Source organism: Novosphingobium sp. TCA1 (genome assembly GCF_009811895.1).
Taxonomy (GTDB): Bacteria; Pseudomonadota; Alphaproteobacteria; order Sphingomonadales; family Sphingomonadaceae; genus Novosphingobium; species Novosphingobium panipatense_A.
Genome location: NZ_BLJH01000007.1, coordinates 71,797 through 89,682, shown reverse-complemented (window position 1 = coordinate 89,682; position 17,886 = coordinate 71,797). Strand labels below are relative to the sequence as shown.

12 protein-coding genes are annotated in these 17,886 nt (G+C 65.0%); 9 read left to right on the top strand and 3 right to left on the bottom strand.

Going from position 1 to position 17,886, the window contains the following annotated elements; genetic code table 11:
- Nucleotides 1-26: 26 nt before the first annotated feature.
- The 5 genes from NTCA1_RS10815 to NTCA1_RS10795 all read left to right on the top strand — a co-directional run bounded on the left by NTCA1_RS10815 (nucleotide 27) and on the right by NTCA1_RS10795 (nucleotide 8,079).
- Nucleotides 27-965 carry an alpha/beta hydrolase gene (locus NTCA1_RS10815; RefSeq protein WP_159830581.1) on the top strand — a complete coding sequence of 313 codons (939 nt, stop codon included), beginning with the start codon at nucleotides 27-29 and terminating at the stop codon, nucleotides 963-965.
- Nucleotides 962-1,771: a GDSL-type esterase/lipase family protein gene (locus NTCA1_RS10810; RefSeq protein WP_159830498.1), complete on the top strand. Its 810-nt coding sequence runs from the start codon at nucleotides 962-964 to the stop codon at nucleotides 1,769-1,771. Before NTCA1_RS10815 ends, NTCA1_RS10810 begins: the two co-directional genes overlap by 4 nt.
- Before the next feature lie 291 nt (nucleotides 1,772-2,062).
- Complete coding sequence (locus NTCA1_RS10805) at nucleotides 2,063-4,963, top strand: TonB-dependent receptor (protein ID WP_159830497.1); 2,901 nt, start codon at nucleotides 2,063-2,065, stop codon at nucleotides 4,961-4,963.
- Nucleotides 4,964-5,036: 73 nt separating this feature from the next.
- A complete protein-coding gene (locus NTCA1_RS10800) occupies nucleotides 5,037-6,605 on the top strand; it encodes a tryptophan halogenase family protein (RefSeq protein WP_201282459.1) in 1,569 nt (522 codons plus the stop codon).
- A gap of 142 nt (nucleotides 6,606-6,747) precedes the next feature.
- Nucleotides 6,748-8,079 (top strand): NAD(P)/FAD-dependent oxidoreductase, encoded by a 1,332-nt coding sequence (locus tag NTCA1_RS10795; protein ID WP_159830495.1) that lies wholly within the window; start codon nucleotides 6,748-6,750, stop codon nucleotides 8,077-8,079.
- 179 nt (nucleotides 8,080-8,258) lie between these two features.
- On the opposite strand, the gene NTCA1_RS10790 is transcribed toward NTCA1_RS10795, so the two are convergent.
- The gene (locus tag NTCA1_RS10790; RefSeq protein WP_086494203.1) at nucleotides 8,259-9,305 is read right to left on the bottom strand and encodes a Ca2+-dependent phosphoinositide-specific phospholipase C; all 1,047 of its coding nucleotides are present in this window, start codon (nucleotides 9,303-9,305) and stop codon (nucleotides 8,259-8,261) included.
- Between the two features lie 256 nt (nucleotides 9,306-9,561).
- Here NTCA1_RS10790 and NTCA1_RS10785 point away from each other — a divergent pair, with 256 nt between their 5' ends.
- The 4 genes from NTCA1_RS10785 to NTCA1_RS10770 all read left to right on the top strand — a co-directional run bounded on the left by NTCA1_RS10785 (nucleotide 9,562) and on the right by NTCA1_RS10770 (nucleotide 17,019).
- Nucleotides 9,562-12,330: a TonB-dependent receptor gene (locus tag NTCA1_RS10785; RefSeq protein ID WP_159830494.1), complete on the top strand. Its 2,769-nt coding sequence runs from the start codon at nucleotides 9,562-9,564 to the stop codon at nucleotides 12,328-12,330.
- 119 nt (nucleotides 12,331-12,449) lie between these two features.
- Nucleotides 12,450-15,404, top strand: a complete 2,955-nt coding sequence (locus NTCA1_RS10780; RefSeq protein ID WP_159830493.1) for a TonB-dependent receptor — start codon at nucleotides 12,450-12,452, stop codon at nucleotides 15,402-15,404.
- Nucleotides 15,405-15,494: 90 nt separating this feature from the next.
- Nucleotides 15,495-15,998, top strand: coding sequence for an RNA polymerase sigma factor (locus NTCA1_RS10775; protein ID WP_086494211.1), 504 nt, complete (start codon nucleotides 15,495-15,497; stop codon nucleotides 15,996-15,998).
- A complete protein-coding gene (locus tag NTCA1_RS10770) occupies nucleotides 15,991-17,019 on the top strand; it encodes a FecR domain-containing protein (protein WP_159830492.1) in 1,029 nt (342 codons plus the stop codon). The genes NTCA1_RS10775 and NTCA1_RS10770 overlap by 8 nt, the downstream gene beginning before the upstream one ends.
- A 20-nt stretch (nucleotides 17,020-17,039) precedes the next feature.
- On the opposite strand, the gene NTCA1_RS10765 is transcribed toward NTCA1_RS10770, so the two are convergent.
- The gene (locus NTCA1_RS10765) at nucleotides 17,040-17,222 is read right to left on the bottom strand and encodes a hypothetical protein (RefSeq protein WP_086494207.1); all 183 of its coding nucleotides are present in this window, start codon (nucleotides 17,220-17,222) and stop codon (nucleotides 17,040-17,042) included.
- Nucleotides 17,223-17,341: 119 nt separating this feature from the next.
- On the bottom strand, nucleotides 17,342-17,758 hold the full coding sequence (locus tag NTCA1_RS10760) for a hypothetical protein (protein ID WP_159830491.1): 417 nt from the start codon (nucleotides 17,756-17,758) through the stop codon (nucleotides 17,342-17,344).
- Nucleotides 17,759-17,886 lie beyond the last annotated feature (128 nt).

Below are 17,886 nucleotides of genomic sequence, written 5' to 3'. Positions count from 1 at the left end.
TGCTCGGCGGAATCGCCGCTGCCGGAATGGCTGCCGCCGTGTCTTCGGGCAAGGCCATGGCCGGGCCGACGGCGATCACTTATTCCGGCCCGACGATCACGCTCTGGCCGGGCAAGGCGCCGGGCGCGCCCGCAAAGCTGCCCATCCGCAAGGTCCAGCAACAGAGCAAGGATGCCGCCTTCGACGACCGCTGGATCACCGGCATCGCCGCACCCAGCCTGGAAGTGCGCCAACCCGCCTATCGCGACGGTTCGGCGGTGATCCTGCTTCCCGGCGGCGGCTATGGCTTCCTCTCGTGGGACAACGAGGGCGAGGAACAGGCCCGCTGGCTTACCGCGCGGGGCGTCACCTGCTTCATCCTGTCCTATCGCCTGCCCGGCGAAGGCTGGGCAAGACGCGAGACGGTGCCGCTCCAGGACGCCCAGCGCGCCGTGCGACTGGTACGGGCACGGGCGGCCGAATTCGGCATCGACCCGAAGCGCGTGGCGGTGCTGGGCTTCTCCGCCGGCGGGCATCTCGCCGGATCGATAGCGACGCGTTTCGGAGAGGACGTCTACACGCCCGTGGACAAGGCCGACGCCCTTTCCGCGCGGCCGGATCTGGCCGGGATGATCTATCCGGTCGTCAGCCTTTCGCAGAGCTTCACCCATGGCGGTTCGCGCGACAATCTGCTGGGCGAAAATGCGAGCGAAGCGCTGCGGCAGGCCGGATCGGTCGAGAACCGGGTAACGGCGGAAACGCCGCCGGTCTTCCTCACCGCCTCCAGCGACGACGGTCTCGTGCCGATCGGCAACAGCCTTGCCATGTACGGCGCCATGCTGGCCAGGCAGCGACCGGCCGAGTTCCACGGCTTCGACAAGGGCGGCCACGGCTTCGGCGCCCGTCTGGGCAGCGCTACGCCCGCACATGCCTGGCCGGACCTGTTCCACGCCTATGGCAGGCGCCACGGCATCTTCACGGCATGAGGCGGCTCATTCCGCTGCTGCTGCCCGCCGCCGCCGCGCTGCTGATCGGCGCGCAAGAGCCGCAGCACTACCAGTCCAGCCCGGAACGGCGCACTGTCGTCGATACGCGGGATTGGGGCCCCTGGGCCGGGCCATTCCGCGAAAAGCTGGTGCCTTCGATGATGCAGGACTTTGGAGAGCGCTACCTTTACGCCTCCGCCAATGCCGCGCTTCCGCCTCCGGCAAGGAACGAGCAGCGCGTGGTCTTCATCGGCGATTCGATCACCGACCTTTGGGATCTACCCCGCTATTTCCCCGGCAAGCCTTATGTGAATCGCGGCATCGGCAGCCAGGTCACCGCGCAAATGCTGGTGCGTTTCCAGCAGGACGTCGTCGCGCTCAAGCCCCGTGCCGTGGTGATCCTGGGCGGCGTCAACGACGTTTCCGGCTTTCTCCAGATCGAGGATGAGGACGGGATCGTCGCGAACATCGAATCGATGGCCGACATCGCCGAGCGTCACGGCATTCGCGTGGTGCTCTGCTCCATCCTACCGGTAACCAATACCCCTACCGCAGGTCATGTGATCGAGGAGCGAAAGCCCGAAACCCTGCGCCGGATAAACAGGCGGCTGGAAACACTGGCACAGGCGCGCGGCTTTGCCTTCGCGAACTACGCTACGGCTCTGGCGGATGAGCAGGGCCTGCTCGAACAGTCGCTTACCAGCGACGGCGTGCATCCGCTGGCCGCCGGATATACCCGCATGGCCCCGATCGTGCAGGCCGCCATTGCCAGCGCTCTGAAGAAAAACACGGCGCCCGCCAAATAGAACGCGATTCTGTTCTGGATGAAGGGGCTGACGGCCAGTTGTTGGTCTTGTGGCTTTTTGAGCACATCCACGTTGCCGAGCGAGCCCAAAGATAGGCAACGCCTGCAAAAATAACTCTTTAAAACAATGTAATAGATGACGATATCGATTTCCTACCACGACAAATGATATCGCTCACATTTTTCGTTGCCCGATCACCGGAAGTCATTTAACAGCAACATACGAAGATCGCCTGGGGCGACGGCGTCTGCAGGGAAACAATCTCCCTCGCAGTGTTCAGGAGGGGAATTTATGCGCAAGTTGGGCTTTCGCACGCACGCCAGTGTCATCTGTCTGGGCATGTTGTCGATCGGCGTAGCGCCGCAGGCGATGGCGCAGGACGATACTGCGCAGGAACCGGCTACGTCCGAAACGGATGCCATCGTCGTCACCGGCCGCCGCGCCGCGCTGCAATCCGCCGACGACCGCAAGAAGAACGCGATCTCGATCGTCGATTCCGTCGTGGCGGACGATGCGGGCAAGCTGCCCGACAACTCGATCACCGAAGTTCTCCAGCGCGTTCCCGGCGTCACGATCGTCCGGTTCCAGTCGCTGAACGACCCTGATCACTATTCCGCCGAAGGTTCGGGCATCCAGATCCGCGGCATGTCCGGCGTGGCCTCGCGCCTGAACGGGCGTGACATCTTCAGCGCCAACGGCGGCCGTTCGCTGCAGTTCAGCGACGTAACGCCCGAACTGATGCAGGCTGTGGACGTCTACAAGTCCTCCACGGCGGACCAGATCGAGGGCGGCACCGGCGGCTCGGTCGACCTGCGCACCAAGCTGCCGTTCGACTACGGCTACGGCCTGCACTTCGCGGGCAGCACGGACGTCAGCTTCGGCGATCTTTCCCAGAAGACGGACTATTCCGCCTCCGGCCTGGTCGCAGGCAAGTTCGACACCGGCATCGGCGATCTCGGCTTCGTGTTCGACTATGCGCACAGCCAGTTGTCCACCAAGTCGCAGTTCGTGCGCATGGAAGAGTTCTACCGGACCAACATCCAGGGCAACGACTACTTCATCCCCGGCGGCTACACTTACGGTGAGGAAAACTACCAGCGCAAGCGCGACGGCATCTACGGCGCGGTGCAGTGGGCGCCCACCCCGGACCTGACGCTGACCGGTATCTATTTCCAGTCGAAGTACAGCAACACCGATTCCGAATACGGCTCCTTCGTCACTTCGCAGAGCCTGGCGGTAGACCCGTCGCAGAGCGTGTTCGACGACAACGGCGGCCTGATCTCGTCGCCCGCCGTGTTCCAGCGCGATCCCGCAACCGGACTGCCCAACGGCGCTGCCATTTCGAGCGGCGGCACGTCGGCCTATTGGGAAGGCAAGAACAAGACCGAGGACTTCTCGGGATCGTTGAACTGGGCCCCGGCTGACCTGCCGATCACCGTGCAGGCCTCGTACCAGCATACCAAGTCCACCGCCACGGTCGATCGCATCTCGGTGTTCCGCACCGTCAACTTCCCGACCAGCTACGGCCTCGACCTGAGCGGCAGCCTGCCCCAGATCTCGCTGCCGGCCGGCACGCAGGCGGCGCTGCTCGATCCTGCCAACTACGCCTGGCAGGCGGTGATGCCGCACAACAACAACAACTCCGGCAAGATGGACTCGGCCCAGGCCGACCTGACCTATGATATCGGCGAAGGTTTCTTCAAGGCCGTGAAGGTCGGCGGGCGCTGGTCGAAGCGTACCGAACGCGATCTCGACAACGGCTATGCCTGGTCCGCGCTGGGCCAGGGCTGGAACGGTTCGCCGGTCGTCTCGTTCGCCGATGGCCGTCCGGGCGACTACGAAACGCACGTCTTCAAGGACTTCTTCCGCGGCGATATCCAGCTTCCGGGGACGCAGTATTTCCCCGCGCAGGACTTTATCCGCAGCACCAGCGTCCAGGGCTTCTTCGACCTCTACGGCGGCGCGCCGGGCCGTACGCCCGGATATATCCTGCCTGACGACCGGACCGACTATCGCACCGAAACCCTGGCGGGTTACGCCATGCTCAACTTCGGCACCAACTGGGGTGAATCGCAGTTGACCGGCAACATCGGCGCCCGCGTGGTCAACGTGAAGAACGCCAGCAACGGCTCGGTCATCCAGTCGGTGACCTCGTTCGAACGCGACGGGCAGATCTACACTCTGGCCGCCACGGCTTCCCCGATCTCGGGCAAGGCGGAATTCACCCGCGTGCTTCCCGCGATCAACGTGAACTATTCGCCGATCGAACCCGTGAAGATCCGCGCCGCCTACAACATCACGATGGACAATCCGTCGTTCTACGATCTGCGCGCAAGGCAGGTCATCGGCGTCAATGCTTCCAACCGGACGGACGGCACCACCGGCCCCAACATCTTCAACAACTACACGATCGATGCCGGCGACCCGACCCTGAAGCCGACGATGTCGAACAACTTCGACCTCTCGCTGGAATGGTATCCCAAGCCCGGTACGACCCTGCATATCGCCGGTTTCTACAAGCGCATCACCGACCTGGTCGTTTACGGCGGCGCGCCGAAGGAATTCACGGTCACTTTCGCGGACGGGACCACCGAAACCGGACTGGGAACAGCCAACACCGCCCGCACCTCGGACAAGGCCGCCACCGTCAAGGGCATCGAACTGGGCGCCCGCACCTTCCTCGATCAGCTTCCGGGCTGGCTCGCGGGGATCGGCGTGGAGGCCAACTATACCTTCATCGACAGCAAGAACCCCGGCGACCTCTACTTCGACATCGACGGCGTCCAGCGTAACGACGTTCCGCTCAAGGGCCTGTCGAAGCATAACGTGAACGCGGCCTTCCTCTACGAAAAGGATCCGTTCTCGCTGCGCATCGCCTATAGCTGGCGCTCGAAGTATCTGCAGTCGACCACGGCAAGCGGCACGAACAACACCTATACCTACTACGACGCTTCCGGTGCGAGCAGGAGCGTGGCCACCAACCTGCCGGTCTACGGTGCCAGTTACGGCACTCTGGACGCTGGCCTGACGCTGCGCGTGAACGAGAATATCAACGTTCAGCTTCAGGCGCAGAACATCCTCAACGCCACCCAGAAGACCCTGATGGGCGGCAACCCCGGCGGCGTGCTCTACGGCCGCAGCTGGTTCCAGAGCGATCGTCGTTACCGAATGGGCGTGAACGTCACGTTCTGATAAAATTACTTCGGGCGGGCCCAAAGGTCCGCCCGATCCACATCGGGGAGCGTGTGGGACAATGGATGCCAAAGTGAAGCGCGTTCTCGTGGTCGGCGGCGGCACGGCCGGATGGCTGACCGCAGGCTATCTTGCCAAGATGCTGGGCGCGGATCTTCCTGGCGGGGTTGGCATAACCCTCGTCGAATCTCCCGAAATCGGCATCATTGGGGTGGGCGAAGGCACTTTCCCCACGATCCGCCGTACGCTGGAGCGGATCGGCGTTCGCGAAAAGGACCTGCTGCGCCGCTGTGAGGCGACGTTCAAGCAGGGCGTGAAATTCGTGGACTGGCTCCATCCGGCCGGACACGGCGGGTCCGACAATTACCTCCACGGCTTCCAGGAAGCGGACGACCGCAACGGCGGCCCCGAATACCTGCCGTACTGGCTGCTCGGCGAAGCGGGCAAGATGCCATGGGATGAAGCCAGCACCCCCCAGAAACGCGCGGTGGACGCGCTGAGGGGGCCGAAGCTGGCCACGCATCCAGAATATGCCGGTGTACTGAACTACGCCTTCCATTTCGATGCCGGCGCACTCGCGGAATTGCTGCGCGATCAGGGCGTGGCCAATGGCGTCACGCATATCGCCGATACCGTGCAGGAAGTGCTCTGCGGCGAGGACGGCGCCATTGCCGGTGTCCGCACGCAGAAGAACGGCATGCTGGAAGCGGATCTCTATATCGACTGCACCGGCTTTCGGGCCGAGCTGATCGGCAAGGCGATGGGCCGGAAATGGAAGAGCTGCAAGGACATCCTGTTCTGCGACAGCGCCATTGCCGCGCAAGTCCCCTACGACAGCCCGGATGCGCCGATCCAGTCCTGCACGCTGTCGACGGCGCGCGATGCCGGTTGGATTTGGGACATCGGCCTCCAGACCCGCCGGGGAACCGGCTACGTCTATTCGTCCGCCCACTGCGACGCCGATGAGGCCGAGCGGACCCTGCGCAGCTATCTCGGCGCGCAAGGCCAGACGGCAACGACGCGCCGCCTGCAGTTCGATGCCGGTTACCGCGAAGTGAACTGGTACAAGAACTGCGTGGCAGTGGGCCTCTCCAGCGGGTTCTTCGAACCGCTGGAAGCCACGGGCATCGTCTTTTCGGAAATTGCCGCCGGGGCAATCGCCAACCTGTTCCCCTGGGCCGGAGACTACGAAACGTCCGCCCGCCAGTTCAATGCCACGATGCTGGAGCGCTACGAACGCGCCCGGGATTTCCTGAAGATGCACTACAGCCTGACCAGACGCACCGATACCGACTTCTGGAGGGACAACGTGCGGACAGAAACCATTCCGGGCAGCCTGCTGGAACTGCTCGACCGCTGGCGCCACCGTCCGCCGAACGAAAAGGACTTCAATCCCAACATCGACATCTTCCCGGCCACGAGCTGGCAATGCGTGCTCTACGGGATGGGCTGGAAGACCGACCTCTCGGCGAAAGCCGGAGTCATGCGCCTGCGCCGGGAAGCCCGCCAGGCTTTCGAACAGGTGCAGCGCCAGAGCGACTACGCGGTAGCCAATCTCCCGGATAACCGGGCGCTGCTGCAGCAGATGCTGGCGGGCGACACGGTTTCGACCATCAAGGCCTTTGCTGCCACAGCCGGATAGCGGAATTCCCTACGGAGCATGGGCCGACTTTGCAGCCGAGGCCGCGCCTCGTTGCAATTCCTGCAAGGCCCAAAGCGGTATCCTCAGGATTCATTGCGGATCGGATGGTGCAATCCGCGCAACTCGGTGGCAATATCCCAAGATGCAACAGGCCTCATCCACGCAGAAGAAGACCCAGATCGTGATCGGCGGCGGCGGGGCCGCCGGGTTGGAGCTGGCGCGCAAGCTGGGCGCGCGTTATGGCCGCAAGCACCACGACATCATCCTTGTCGATCGCAACCGGACGCATATCTGGAAGCCGCTGCTGCACGAAGTGGCGGCGGGTTCGCTCGACGCCAGCCTCGATGAAGTGGGTTATCGCAGCCATTGCCGCCGCTGGGGCTATCGCTATCTCTACGGCTCGCTCGACGGTATCGACCGCACCGCGCGCCGCGTTCACATCGCACCGGTGCTCGATCCGAAGGGGCGTGAAATCGTCGGCGCCCATTCGGTTCGCTACGACTATCTCGTACTGGCCTATGGTTCGGTCACCAACGATTTCGGAACGCCCGGCGTTGCCGAAAACTGCCTGTTCCTCGACAGCCGGACCCAGGCGGACAGTTTTCGCGACCAGTTGCTCGACCATTGCCTGCGCGTTTCCCGCGCCATGACCGAGGACCCACAATCGGACGCGCGCGTGCGGATCGCCATCGTCGGCGGCGGCGCGACCGGGGTGGAACTGGCGGCCGAACTCTACAATGCGGCGGATGGGCTGAGCTACTACGGGCTTGAGGTGTTCGACCGCAATCGGCTCGACGTCACCCTGCTGGAGGCCGGTCCGCGCATCCTGCCCGCATTGCCGGACAGGTTGGCAGGCGCCGCTCATGAAGAGCTTGAAGTACTGGGCGTGAAAGTCATGGCGGGAACCTCGGTTACCGCCGCGACCGCTACGGGCATGGAAACGGGAAATGCCGGGTTCGTGCCGGCCGATCTGATGATCTGGGCCGCCGGCGTCAAAGCCGCCCGCATTCCCCTGGGCCTGGACGGGCTTGAACTGTCGCGCGGCGACCAGATTATCGTCCGCCCGACCTTGCAGAGCGCGAACGACGATCGCGTCTTCGCCATCGGCGACTGTGCCTCCTGCACCCTTCCCGGCCGCGAACGCCCGGTGCCGCCCCGCGCGCAGGCAGCGCACCAGATGGCCGACACGGCCTTTCACAATCTCGTGCGACTGCAGGAAGGCAAGCCGCTGCGCGATTTCGTCTACCGCGATCACGGCTCGCTGGTGTCACTGAGCCGCTTCTCCACGGTCGGCTCGCTCATGGGCAAGCTGGTCGGCGGCCGCATGGCCGTGGAGGGACGGCTGGCCCGCTTCGTCTACTTGTCGCTCTACCGGATGCACCTGCTGGCCGTACATGGCTGGCTGCGCGGCGCGGCGCTGATCACGGTCAGCCACATCAATCGCATCGTCAGGCCGCGCCTCAAACTCCACTGAGCCGCCTCACATCTCCCCGCAAGGCGCTGCCGTCCTTAGAGACTGTTTGAAAATTCGCCGTAGGCGAATTTGGCGGCACCGGCCCCCAGTTTGACTCGGGCGCCCCCACCCACCACCCGCAGGATACTACCGTTGGGTGGTGGGTGGGGGCGTGGGCCGGTGCCGCACAAAATGCCCTCTTAGGGCATTTTCAAACAAGCCCTGACCGGATTGCAGCGCTCGGCGGCACCGCCGGGAAGCGCGACGCGGTAGCCGGGAAAGCGCGGGTCTTCCCAGAGGTAATCGGTGGAGATGTACTGCGCCCCGCTGGCGAGGGCCGCGCGCAGGCGCAGGAGACTGCCTTCGCGCGCTTCCCAGGTGTCGGCGTCGGCGCGGGTGCGGACGATGAAACCGGCCCTCACATCACGGGCGATGCGTTCACCCTCGGCCACCGGGTCGTTGATCGTGAGATAGGCGGCAGCAGGGGAATTTTCGTCCGTGTTGACGAAGAACACCCGGCCTTCCAGCGACTTGCGCTTGCCGCGGTAGAGGGCGACCTTGGCCTCGTGCTCGTCGAGCGCGAAGAAGATCTTCCCGCGCGCGGCGGCCAGGCTCGGCCAGTTTCCGGCCAGCACGGCATCGCGCAAGGTCGGATAGCTGCCCTGCACATCGTCCGGCAGGATCAGCTTGCCGCGCGGAAGGACGGAGAGGATTTCCCGGTCCAGCGCATCGAAAGCCTTCTCGTCGAAGCGCAGCGCGGGCTTGCCGTGCTCGGGGTCGGCATCTTCCTTGGCATTGAACATCAGCATGATCGGCGCATGATCGGGGTGGGCGTCGGACCAGTCGCGGATCACGGCGAGGCAGGTCACGAGCCTTTCGCAGCTGCTGGCCGCGTCGCTGAAGGCCATGTGCAGGACCTTGAAACCCGGCTTCAGAAGTTCGGCATCGCTCTTGCCCTTGGCGTAGTAGCCGCCCTCGGGATCGTAGTTCACGTCGATTTCCAACTGGCGCGCGCCGCGATCGAGCTGCTCGGCCAGCGGGCGATGGGCATAGTCCAGCGCCTGGGCCAGTTTCTCGCTCTTCGCGCGAATGCGGGCGTGAACGTCGTCGCGCATCGCCTGCTTGTAGCTGTTGTGCGTGCCGACAGCCTGGATGTCGTTCATCTTCGGCGCTTCGGCGGGCACGGAAGACGAGGGAAGCGCGGCGGCCGCGAAGAGGAGCGGCGCCAGGGCGAGGGAAATGGACATGAAGGCTCCGCGATTTGCAGGGACGATGCCCGCCGCCAGATGTGCCCGAACAATGACAGTATTCTTACGGCTGACCGATTTTATCCCGGCCTGCCAAGAACAGTGATGTAATTAAAATGACATCGAAAAGTCATTGAACTTTCACAACTTTTTTCTGTCCCCGTTTGCATTGCCCCGGCCTCTCCCCGCCCGAACGCCGCATGCAGGTCTTGCCGTGCGGCGCATTTTTCGGATCGGAACAAGGGGAGTTTTTGCAATGTGGACGAAGCGCAGCCTGTGGGCGGCATCGACGGGACTGGCATCGACGGGGCTGGCGCTGATCGCCCAGCCGGTACTGGCGCAGGACGTAGCTCCGGCCGGGGATGCCGAGCAGACGGCGGGTGAGGCGATCGTCGTGACCGGCTATCGCGCCAGCCTCGATCTCGCCCGCGACGTGAAGCGCAACGCGACGATCATCCAGGACTCGATCGTGGCCGACGACATCGCCGCCTTCCCCGACCTCAATCTGGCCGAAGCGCTCCAGCGCCTTCCCGGCGTGGCCATCAACCGCGAGGCGGGCGAAGGCCGCCGCGTCAGCCTGCGCGGGTTGGAGCCGGACTTCACACGCGTCCAGCTCAACGGCATGGAAGTGCTGGGCAACGTCGATTCCGCGCAGGACAGCCGCGGCCAGGGCACCCGCGACCGCGCTTTCGACTTCAACATTTTCGCCGCCGAACTATTCAACCGGGTGGACGTGCGCAAGTCCTACTCGGCCGAGCAGACCGAAGGCGGCCTGGCGGGAACGGTTGGCCTCTTCACCGCCCGCCCGCTCGACTACAAGGGCGACAAGTTCGCCGTCTCGGCCTCGGGCGGCACCAATAGCCTCACCAAGGATTTCCAGCCGCGCCTGACCGGGCTGGTTTCGAAGAACTGGGGCGATTTCGGCATTCTCGTCTCCGCCGCCTACAGCCATCGAAAGACGCGTGAACAGGGCTTCGACACTTACCGCTGGCGCCTCAACGGCGCGAACGGTTCGGACATTTCGGCACTGACGCAGGATGAGCAGGACAAGGTCAATTCCGGCACCTTGCGCTTCGCGCGCGGCAACCGTCTTTCGGTCTGGGACAGCACGCAGGATCGCCTCGGCATCACCAGCTCCATCCAGTGGAATCCCGGCAGCAACACCCATATCACGCTTGACGGGCTCTACGGCCAGTACAAGGCCGACCGCTTCGAAACCCACCTCGCCTCGCGCGGCGGCGGCGGTTCGACCTGGCTGGGCGGCGGCCAGACGTTCGCGGGCGTGACCTACCCCAGCTCGAAGATCAATGCGATCGAGTGGAACGACCAGAACGAAGTCACGTATCTCGACGTGACCGGCGGCCAGACCGCCACCGAAACCCGCATCCAGAACACCAAGAACACTTTCAAGCAGGTGGTCCTGAGCGGAGACACCGGCATTACCGATCGCCTGACCCTGCGCATGCTGGGCGGCATCGAGCGTTCCAGCTACGACATGCCGGTCGACGATCACTTCTACACCGAGGCTTACGGCGACGTCGTTTCCGACTATCGCGGCGGCAACTACGCGCTGGCGAACAGCTATGGCTGGGATACCGCAGACGCGTCGAACTACCACGCCCACGAGATCGACATCGCTTCCAGCTTCCAAGATACCGCCTTCGACACCGTCAAGGGCAGCCTGGAGTTCGCGGCGACGCCCGACGACAAGTTCAGTGTCGGCGGCGAGTGGCGCCGGTTCGAGAACTCCGGCTACAAGCGTCTGACCAATGACGTCCTGCTGAACCAGTTCAAGTCGGGTGCCGTCAGCGCCGACATCGGCGACTACGCCGAAGTCTACAACGGCTATCCCGGCCAGTCCTGGATCATCGTCGACTACGACAAGGCCCTGAACGCACTCGGCGTGAACCGCAGCGACTACCTGACGGCCAGGAGCAGCATCTTCTCGGTGGAGGAACGCACGGCCGCAGGGTTCGTGCAGTACGACTGGAACCACAAGCTGGGCAGCGTGGGCTTCCGCGGCAACATCGGCGGGCGCTACTATCGCACCGAGATCTCCTCTTCCGGCGTCGGCACGCTCAACGATGCCTCCGGCACGATCTCGGCCTCGTCCAGCTACGAAGGCTTCCTGCCTGCGGCGAACCTGATCTTCGACCTCGACGACAGCCTGGTCCTGCGTGCCTCGGCGGCGAAGAACATCAACCGCCCGGCGCTGAGCGCACTGGCGATGAACGGCTCCGTGGCGATCGGCGACATCGACGCCCAGACCGGCGAACGGGAAATCTCGGTCTCGACCGGCAACCCCGGCCTCAAGCCCTACAAGTCCAGCGATTTGGACCTCTCGCTGGAATACTATATCGGCCACACCGGCTCGGTAAGCGCGGCGCTGTTCTACAAGAAGATCGACGGCTTCATCGTGACCAAGACCGACAACAACGTCAGCTACGGCTCGACGGGCCTGTCCACCGATCTGGCCGACGGCCTCACCGCCGACACGGTCGTGCGCACCTATTCGCGCCCGATCAACCTCGGCAAGACCGACCTGTGGGGCGTGGAACTGGCCGCCCAGTCGGACTTCACTTTCCTGCCCGCACCGTTCAACCGCTTCGGCGCCTCGGCCAACTTCACTTATGTGGACTCGAACTACGATTATTCGACAGTCTACGCAGGCGGCGCCAAGACCACTCTGGAAGGCCTCAGCCACGTCAATGCGAACGCCACGCTCTATTACCAGGATGCGAAGTTCGACGTGCGCGTCTCGGGCAACTATCGCAGCAGCTACGTCTACAGCGCCGCGCCGATCAGCACTTCGCTGGGCCAGGATCAGGACCTCTCGGGCTACGAAGGCACGCTCTATCTCGACATGGCCGCGCACTTCAAGCTGACCGACAATATCCAGCTCACGCTGGACGGCATCAACCTGACCAACCAGGCCGAGAAGCAGTACTCCGACAGCACCAAGCGCCTCTATGTCGTGACCCGTTCGGGCCGCACGATCATGGGCGGCGTCCGCTTCGAGTTCTGATCGCAGGCTCCTGCCGGGCCCGCCGATATCGGCGGGCCCGGTGCTTCCTCCCGATCGGACAAGTCACATGACTGTCACGGCCGGTTGCTACGCGCCCCCGCGAAAGGGCGCATTCTCCCGTGTATTCGCAAGCTCGCGGCGTCCTGGCCGCCTCCCGGCTGCTCGCTGCCATAGTGGGGCTTCCGGCCCTCGCCGCGCCCGTCTCGGCGTCGGCGGAAGAGCTGCGTGCAGTCCGTACTTTCGCCGTCCACGCAGGCAATCTCGGCGATGTCCTGGCCCAGGTCTCGCGGCAGAGCGGCATGCAGGTACTGACTTCCGCCGCCCCCACGATCCGCGTGGAGCGCACGCTTTCGGGCCGATACCGGACCGCCGAAGCGCTGGCGATCCTGCTCAGGGGATTGCCTTTGGCCGTGCGGGCCATGCCGGGAGGCTACCTGGTAACGCCTGCTCCCGCCGCGCCGCCACCCCCTGCGCTTCCCCCGGCTCCCTCGCCTGCCCCCGAAGCGGTCGGAGAACCGATCCTCGTCACCGGATACCGCGAGAGCCTGCGCCAGGCTGTGAAGGTCAAGCGCAAGGCCACCGGCATCGTCGAAGTCACCCGCGCCGAGGACGTGGCCGCCTTCCCCGACCCAAATGCCGCCGACGCATTGCAACGCCTGCCCGGCATCGCCATCAGCCGCGACAGCGGTGAAGGGCGGCAGGTCTCCCTGCGCGGCCTTGGCCCGCTGTTCACGCGCACGACGCTGAACGGCATGGAGGCCCTCGCCACGACGGCATCCGGCATGGACAATCGCGGCTCGGCCAGTCGCCAGCGCCGCTTCGATTACTCGGTCTTCGATGCCGCGCTGTTTTCCGGCATCGAAGTGCGCAAGACATGGTCCGCGCAGTACGACGCAGGCGGTGTCGGCGGCACCGTGGCACTGCACACACTGCGCCCCTTCGACCGGCAGGAGGACGTCACGCTCACTGCCGTTCGCGCTGCCAGCGCCGGAAATGCGGAAGGCATCGCGCCGCGCATCACCGCCGAACTCTCGCGCCGCAATGATAGCTGGGGCGTGCTGGTGGCGGCCTCCTGGAGCCGCAACCGCGTGACCGAGTACGGCTATCGCAACTGGGACTGGGTGCCCGTGACTTTCGCCGAGGCCAATATCGGCCCGGGCGTCGGCACCGCCGACCGCGCCCGCCTTACCGGCCAGGGCGATCCGGTGTTCATGTCGCGCGGGCAGAGCTACTCCAGCTGGGCCAACCGCTTCACCCGCCTCAACCTGGTCGGCGCGATCCAGCACGAGAGCGAGGACGGGCTTCACCTCACGCTCGACCTCGTCCACGCACGCCTTTCCAACGACCGGCAGGAATATTCGCTGGCCGCCGCAGGGACCAACGGGCTCACCACCGGCACGATCGACGGCACGCAGATGCTCCGCACCGTCAGGATCGTGGGCGACACGATCGTCGCAGGCGATCTTGGCGGCATCGACATGCGCTCCGAAAGCAAGGTGACGCAGGATCGCACCGCCTTCACGCAGGCCGTCCTCGCCGCCGAACGCCCGCTGGGCGAGACCACCCGCCTGAACTTGCGCCTGGGCTATGCCCGTTCCGATTTTTCCGAGCCGGTGTTCGACAAGGCTTTCCTCGAAAGCACCGGACAGGACTTCGCTTTCGTCGCTACCGGCGCGCATCCCGCAAACCGCTACGGCTTCGATACCACAGACCCGGCCCAGTGGTCGTTCATGCGCGCCGACGCCCGCGAGGACGCCATCCTCAACGAGAACGTCGCGGCCCGCCTCGAACTGACGCAGCGGCTCTCGCCCAGCCTCGAACTGCTGGCGGGCACTAGCTATCGCTTTTTCGGCAATGACGGCTACGAGCGCCGGGTGACGCAGGACTACGGCACGGACGTCCTTCTTCCCGCGACCCATCCCGTCGATATCCTGTCCCGCGCGCCCTATCTCGTCGCGGATGTCGATGCCGCCTTCGCCGCGACGGGCCAGTCGCGCGATCTCACCGCGGCCGACAACCTGCCCGGCATGGCCTATCGCGTGCGCGAGAACAGCTATGCCGCCTTCGCCGTCGCGCGGCTGGACTTCGCGCTGGTCGCCATGCCCGGCGAGGCGGAACTCGGGCTGCAATATCTGCGCACCGACACCTCTTCCACCGGCGAAGTGCGCGGAAACGACACCCCGCTCGGACGCGGCCAAAGCAGCCGCCATTCCGCCTGGCTGCCCTCGCTGCGCGCATGGCTGGACTTGCGCCGCGACGTACGCTTGCGCTTCGCCTTCAGCCGGGACGTGAACCAGCCCGACGTCGCCGACTTGCGCGCGGCGGCGGCCGTAAATTCCACGCCCTTCGGCGGGACCGTGGAAACCGGCGACCCTGCGCTGCGCCCTTTCACCGCCACGGCGCTGGACCTCGCGCTGGAAGGCTACATGGGGCGGGACGGCTACGCCTCGCTCGGGCTGTTTTACAAGCGGATGGATTCGTTCATCACTTCGGCCACCACGCTGATGCCTTACGCCGAAACCGGCCTGCCTGCCGCATTCCTCTACCCCGGTGTGCCTGCCGATACCCTCTATAACGTGGTGCGCCCGCTGAACGGTTCGGGCGCCTCGATCGTCGGGGTGGAAGCGGCGCTCCAGCGCGACCTGCACTTCCTGCCCGCCCCGTTCGACGGACTGGGCGTGCAGGCCAACGGCACCTTCGTCTCGGGCCGAAGCGAAGTGATCTACGGGCAGCGGGCGATCTCGCTGCCGTTGATCGACCTTTCGCGCTGGTCGGGCAATGCGACGCTCTATTACACCGCGCGCCAATGGGACGCGCGGATCGCGCTGGCCTATCGCGGAACCTACCGCGACGGCCTGGGCAACAACGGCAATATCGGCAGCTGGATCAAGGGTTCGGCAACGCTCGATTTTGCAGGCCATGCCATGCTGCGACCCGGCCTTCAGGCATCGGTCGAGGCCCGCAACCTCACCGACACCCCGATCGAGCAATATACCGACCGCTCGGCCCGGCGCCTTCTGGCACGCACGCGCAGCGGACGGACTTTCGCCGTGGGGCTGCGCTATGCCTATTGATCGCAGCCGCCTGTCCCCGTTCGGTCCCTTGCGCACTCTACAGGCATGCCGAATGGACGCCTGCCGCCGAAGGGAACGCGGGAAATGCTGATGAGCAAGACCGGCTCCTCCCTGCTGGGCGGTGTGGAACGCCTGCGCAGCTACGTGCGCAGGCGCATGCGTGACCCCGACGGCGCGGACGACGTGGTGCAGGAGGCGCTTGTCAGGGTCATGGAACAGGAGCGTCGGCAGCTGATCGAAAACCCGCTGGCCTATGCCTATCGCGTCGCGGACTCCGTCATCGTAGCGGGCGCGCGCAAGGCCCGGCGGATCGGCGAATTCGACATGCTTGAACTGCCCTGCGAACTACCGCTGGCGGACGAAGTGCTGGACTATCGCCAGCGCTACGACAGGTTCGAAGCGGCACTTGCACGGCTCACGCCGGCACGGCGCGCCGTGTTTCGGCTGCGCCACATGGACGGCAGGTCCCGACAGGAGATCGCGGAGGAACTCGGCCTCAGTATCGAGGCCGTCAAAAAGCACCTGACACGCGCCATGGCGGACATGGCGCTGGCACTGGAGGACGATCTGGAAGGGCAAGACGCGAATGGATGAGCAGCAGGCCCCGATCCTGGAAACCGCCGCCGACTGGGTGGACCGGCTTGGCGAACTGACGCCGTCCGAACGCCGCGCCTTGCAGGGCTGGCTCAATGCCTCGCCGGAACACGCAAGGGCTTTCGCGCGCATGTCCCGGCTCGTCAGCGATACCGCGCTGATCGATGCCCTTGGCGATGCGCGCACCGCCCCTTCGGGCACCGCGCTGCCGCCCCTGCGCAGGACCGACCGAATGCGCAGTCCCCATACAGCGCGAAGACTGAACCGCCGACAGGCCATGGCTGCCGGACTTGCAGGCGCCCTGACGCTTCCGGTGGCGGGCTACTGGCTACTGGGCCGGAATGCCCCGGCGCCGGGCGCAGGATCGACCGGCCATTTCGCCAGCACGGTGGGGCAGCGGCGCCATGTCGCGCTTCCCGACGGTTCGCGCCTGCTGCTCGATGCCGCTTCCCGCGTCGCTTTCGATTTTACGCCGGATCGCCGCGCGATCGTGCTGGAGCACGGTGCGGCCCGCTTCGATGTGCAGCACGACCCCGCTCGCCCTTTCGAGGTCAGCACCCCTCATGCGCGGATGACCGCATTGGGCACCAGCTTCACCGTCGATCACTTGCGCGACGCCAGCGAACTGCGCGTCCTCTCTGGCAAGGTCGCCCTGGCCACCGGCCAAGGCGCGCAGATGCTGGTTCGGGCGCGCGAATGGGCGATGATCGATGCACGATCCGTCACCGGACAGGGCCGCTTCGATCCCGCATCCGGCGACTGGCAGACGGACTGGCTGGACGCCGAGTCAATGCCTCTGGGAAGCGCCTTGGAGCGGCTCAATCGATACAGCACCGTACCGCTGGCGCTGGGCGAAAGCCGCTTCGCTACGCTGACTTTCAGCGGCCGCTTCAGGCTCGACCGACCGCGGGAATCGCTGGCCCTGATCGGCGCGCTGTTCGGCCTTGTCGCGGCCGAAAGCAAGGGAACGATCTATTTGCGAGATCCCGGAGACACGGAAAACCAGCCCGTCACGGCGTGACGGCCTCCCCTCGGTTCACCTCAATTGCGCAGCATGCCCCAGTCCTCGTCGCCGCCCTTGTCGCGCAGCACGTCCAGCGCGGTCTGGACATGGATCGCCGCCAGGTCCTGGCCGCAAGCGTCAAGGCGGCCGATCGCCTCCCTGAGCAGGTGGGTTATGCTGCGCAGCTCCAGCACGAGTTGTTCCTGATTGGTGAGTGCCATGAGACCGTTCCTCCCCCTCAAGCGCCCCGCTCCCCCCCTGGGACCGGGAAGCAGGCTATGCCAAGCGGGGCGACGATCCAAGTAGAATTACGAATGAACCCTATCGGATAGTCGAATGATCACGGCGCGGGGCTACCGGCCTTGCGCAGATAGTCCCGCATCAATGCGTGGCCTTTCGCGGTCAGACAAGCGTTGCTTCCCGCGGCATCGCCATCGGTGCGGCGTGTGACCAGACCCTCGGTTTCCAACACGCTCTGCCAGCGCAGCGCCGTGTTCGTGGAAAGATTGCCGAGCGGCACCCGGCCGCGCGTCTCGCCGATGTAGAGGCCCAATAGCAGGTCCCAGGCCGGCTCTCCGAAGTAGTCCGCCCCCAGCATTTCGTCCCTGATCCGGCGGCAGCGATAGATATATTCCGCCAGGGCGAGCAGATCGGCGGCATCGTTTGCACTCTCTCCCGCCGGCAGGCCGGACAGATCGTCCGATGCCGCTCTCGGGTCGATTCCGCCACCATCCTCATCCCGAAGTTTTCTGCCCATCGCTCCTGACTTTTCCAACTGGCGTTACAGCAGCGCGCATGACCCAAGCATGTGACGGTGGCAACGTCGGTCGCGCGATGGATGGGGCGACTGCAAAAAGTTAATCGGCCGACCCCGATCTATCTCCG

Bases quoted from the DNA above. Each gene is read 5' to 3' on its own strand.
- NTCA1_RS10815 (WP_159830581.1), top strand. From the start codon at position 27: ATGGCTGCCGCCGTGTCTTCGGGCAAGGCCATGGCCGGGCCGACGGCG.
- NTCA1_RS10810 (WP_159830498.1), top strand. From the start codon at position 962: ATGAGGCGGCTCATTCCGCTGCTGCTGCCCGCCGCCGCCGCGCTGCTG.
- NTCA1_RS10805 (WP_159830497.1), top strand. From the start codon at position 2,063: ATGCGCAAGTTGGGCTTTCGCACGCACGCCAGTGTCATCTGTCTGGGC.
- NTCA1_RS10795 (WP_159830495.1), top strand. From the start codon at position 6,748: ATGCAACAGGCCTCATCCACGCAGAAGAAGACCCAGATCGTGATCGGC.
- NTCA1_RS10790 (WP_086494203.1), bottom strand. From the start codon at position 9,305: ATGTCCATTTCCCTCGCCCTGGCGCCGCTCCTCTTCGCGGCCGCCGCG.
- NTCA1_RS10785 (WP_159830494.1), top strand. From the start codon at position 9,562: ATGTGGACGAAGCGCAGCCTGTGGGCGGCATCGACGGGACTGGCATCG.
- NTCA1_RS10775 (WP_086494211.1), top strand. From the start codon at position 15,495: ATGAGCAAGACCGGCTCCTCCCTGCTGGGCGGTGTGGAACGCCTGCGC.
- NTCA1_RS10770 (WP_159830492.1), top strand. From the start codon at position 15,991: ATGGATGAGCAGCAGGCCCCGATCCTGGAAACCGCCGCCGACTGGGTG.
- NTCA1_RS10765 (WP_086494207.1), bottom strand. From the start codon at position 17,222: ATGGCACTCACCAATCAGGAACAACTCGTGCTGGAGCTGCGCAGCATA.
- NTCA1_RS10760 (WP_159830491.1), bottom strand. From the start codon at position 17,758: ATGGGCAGAAAACTTCGGGATGAGGATGGTGGCGGAATCGACCCGAGA.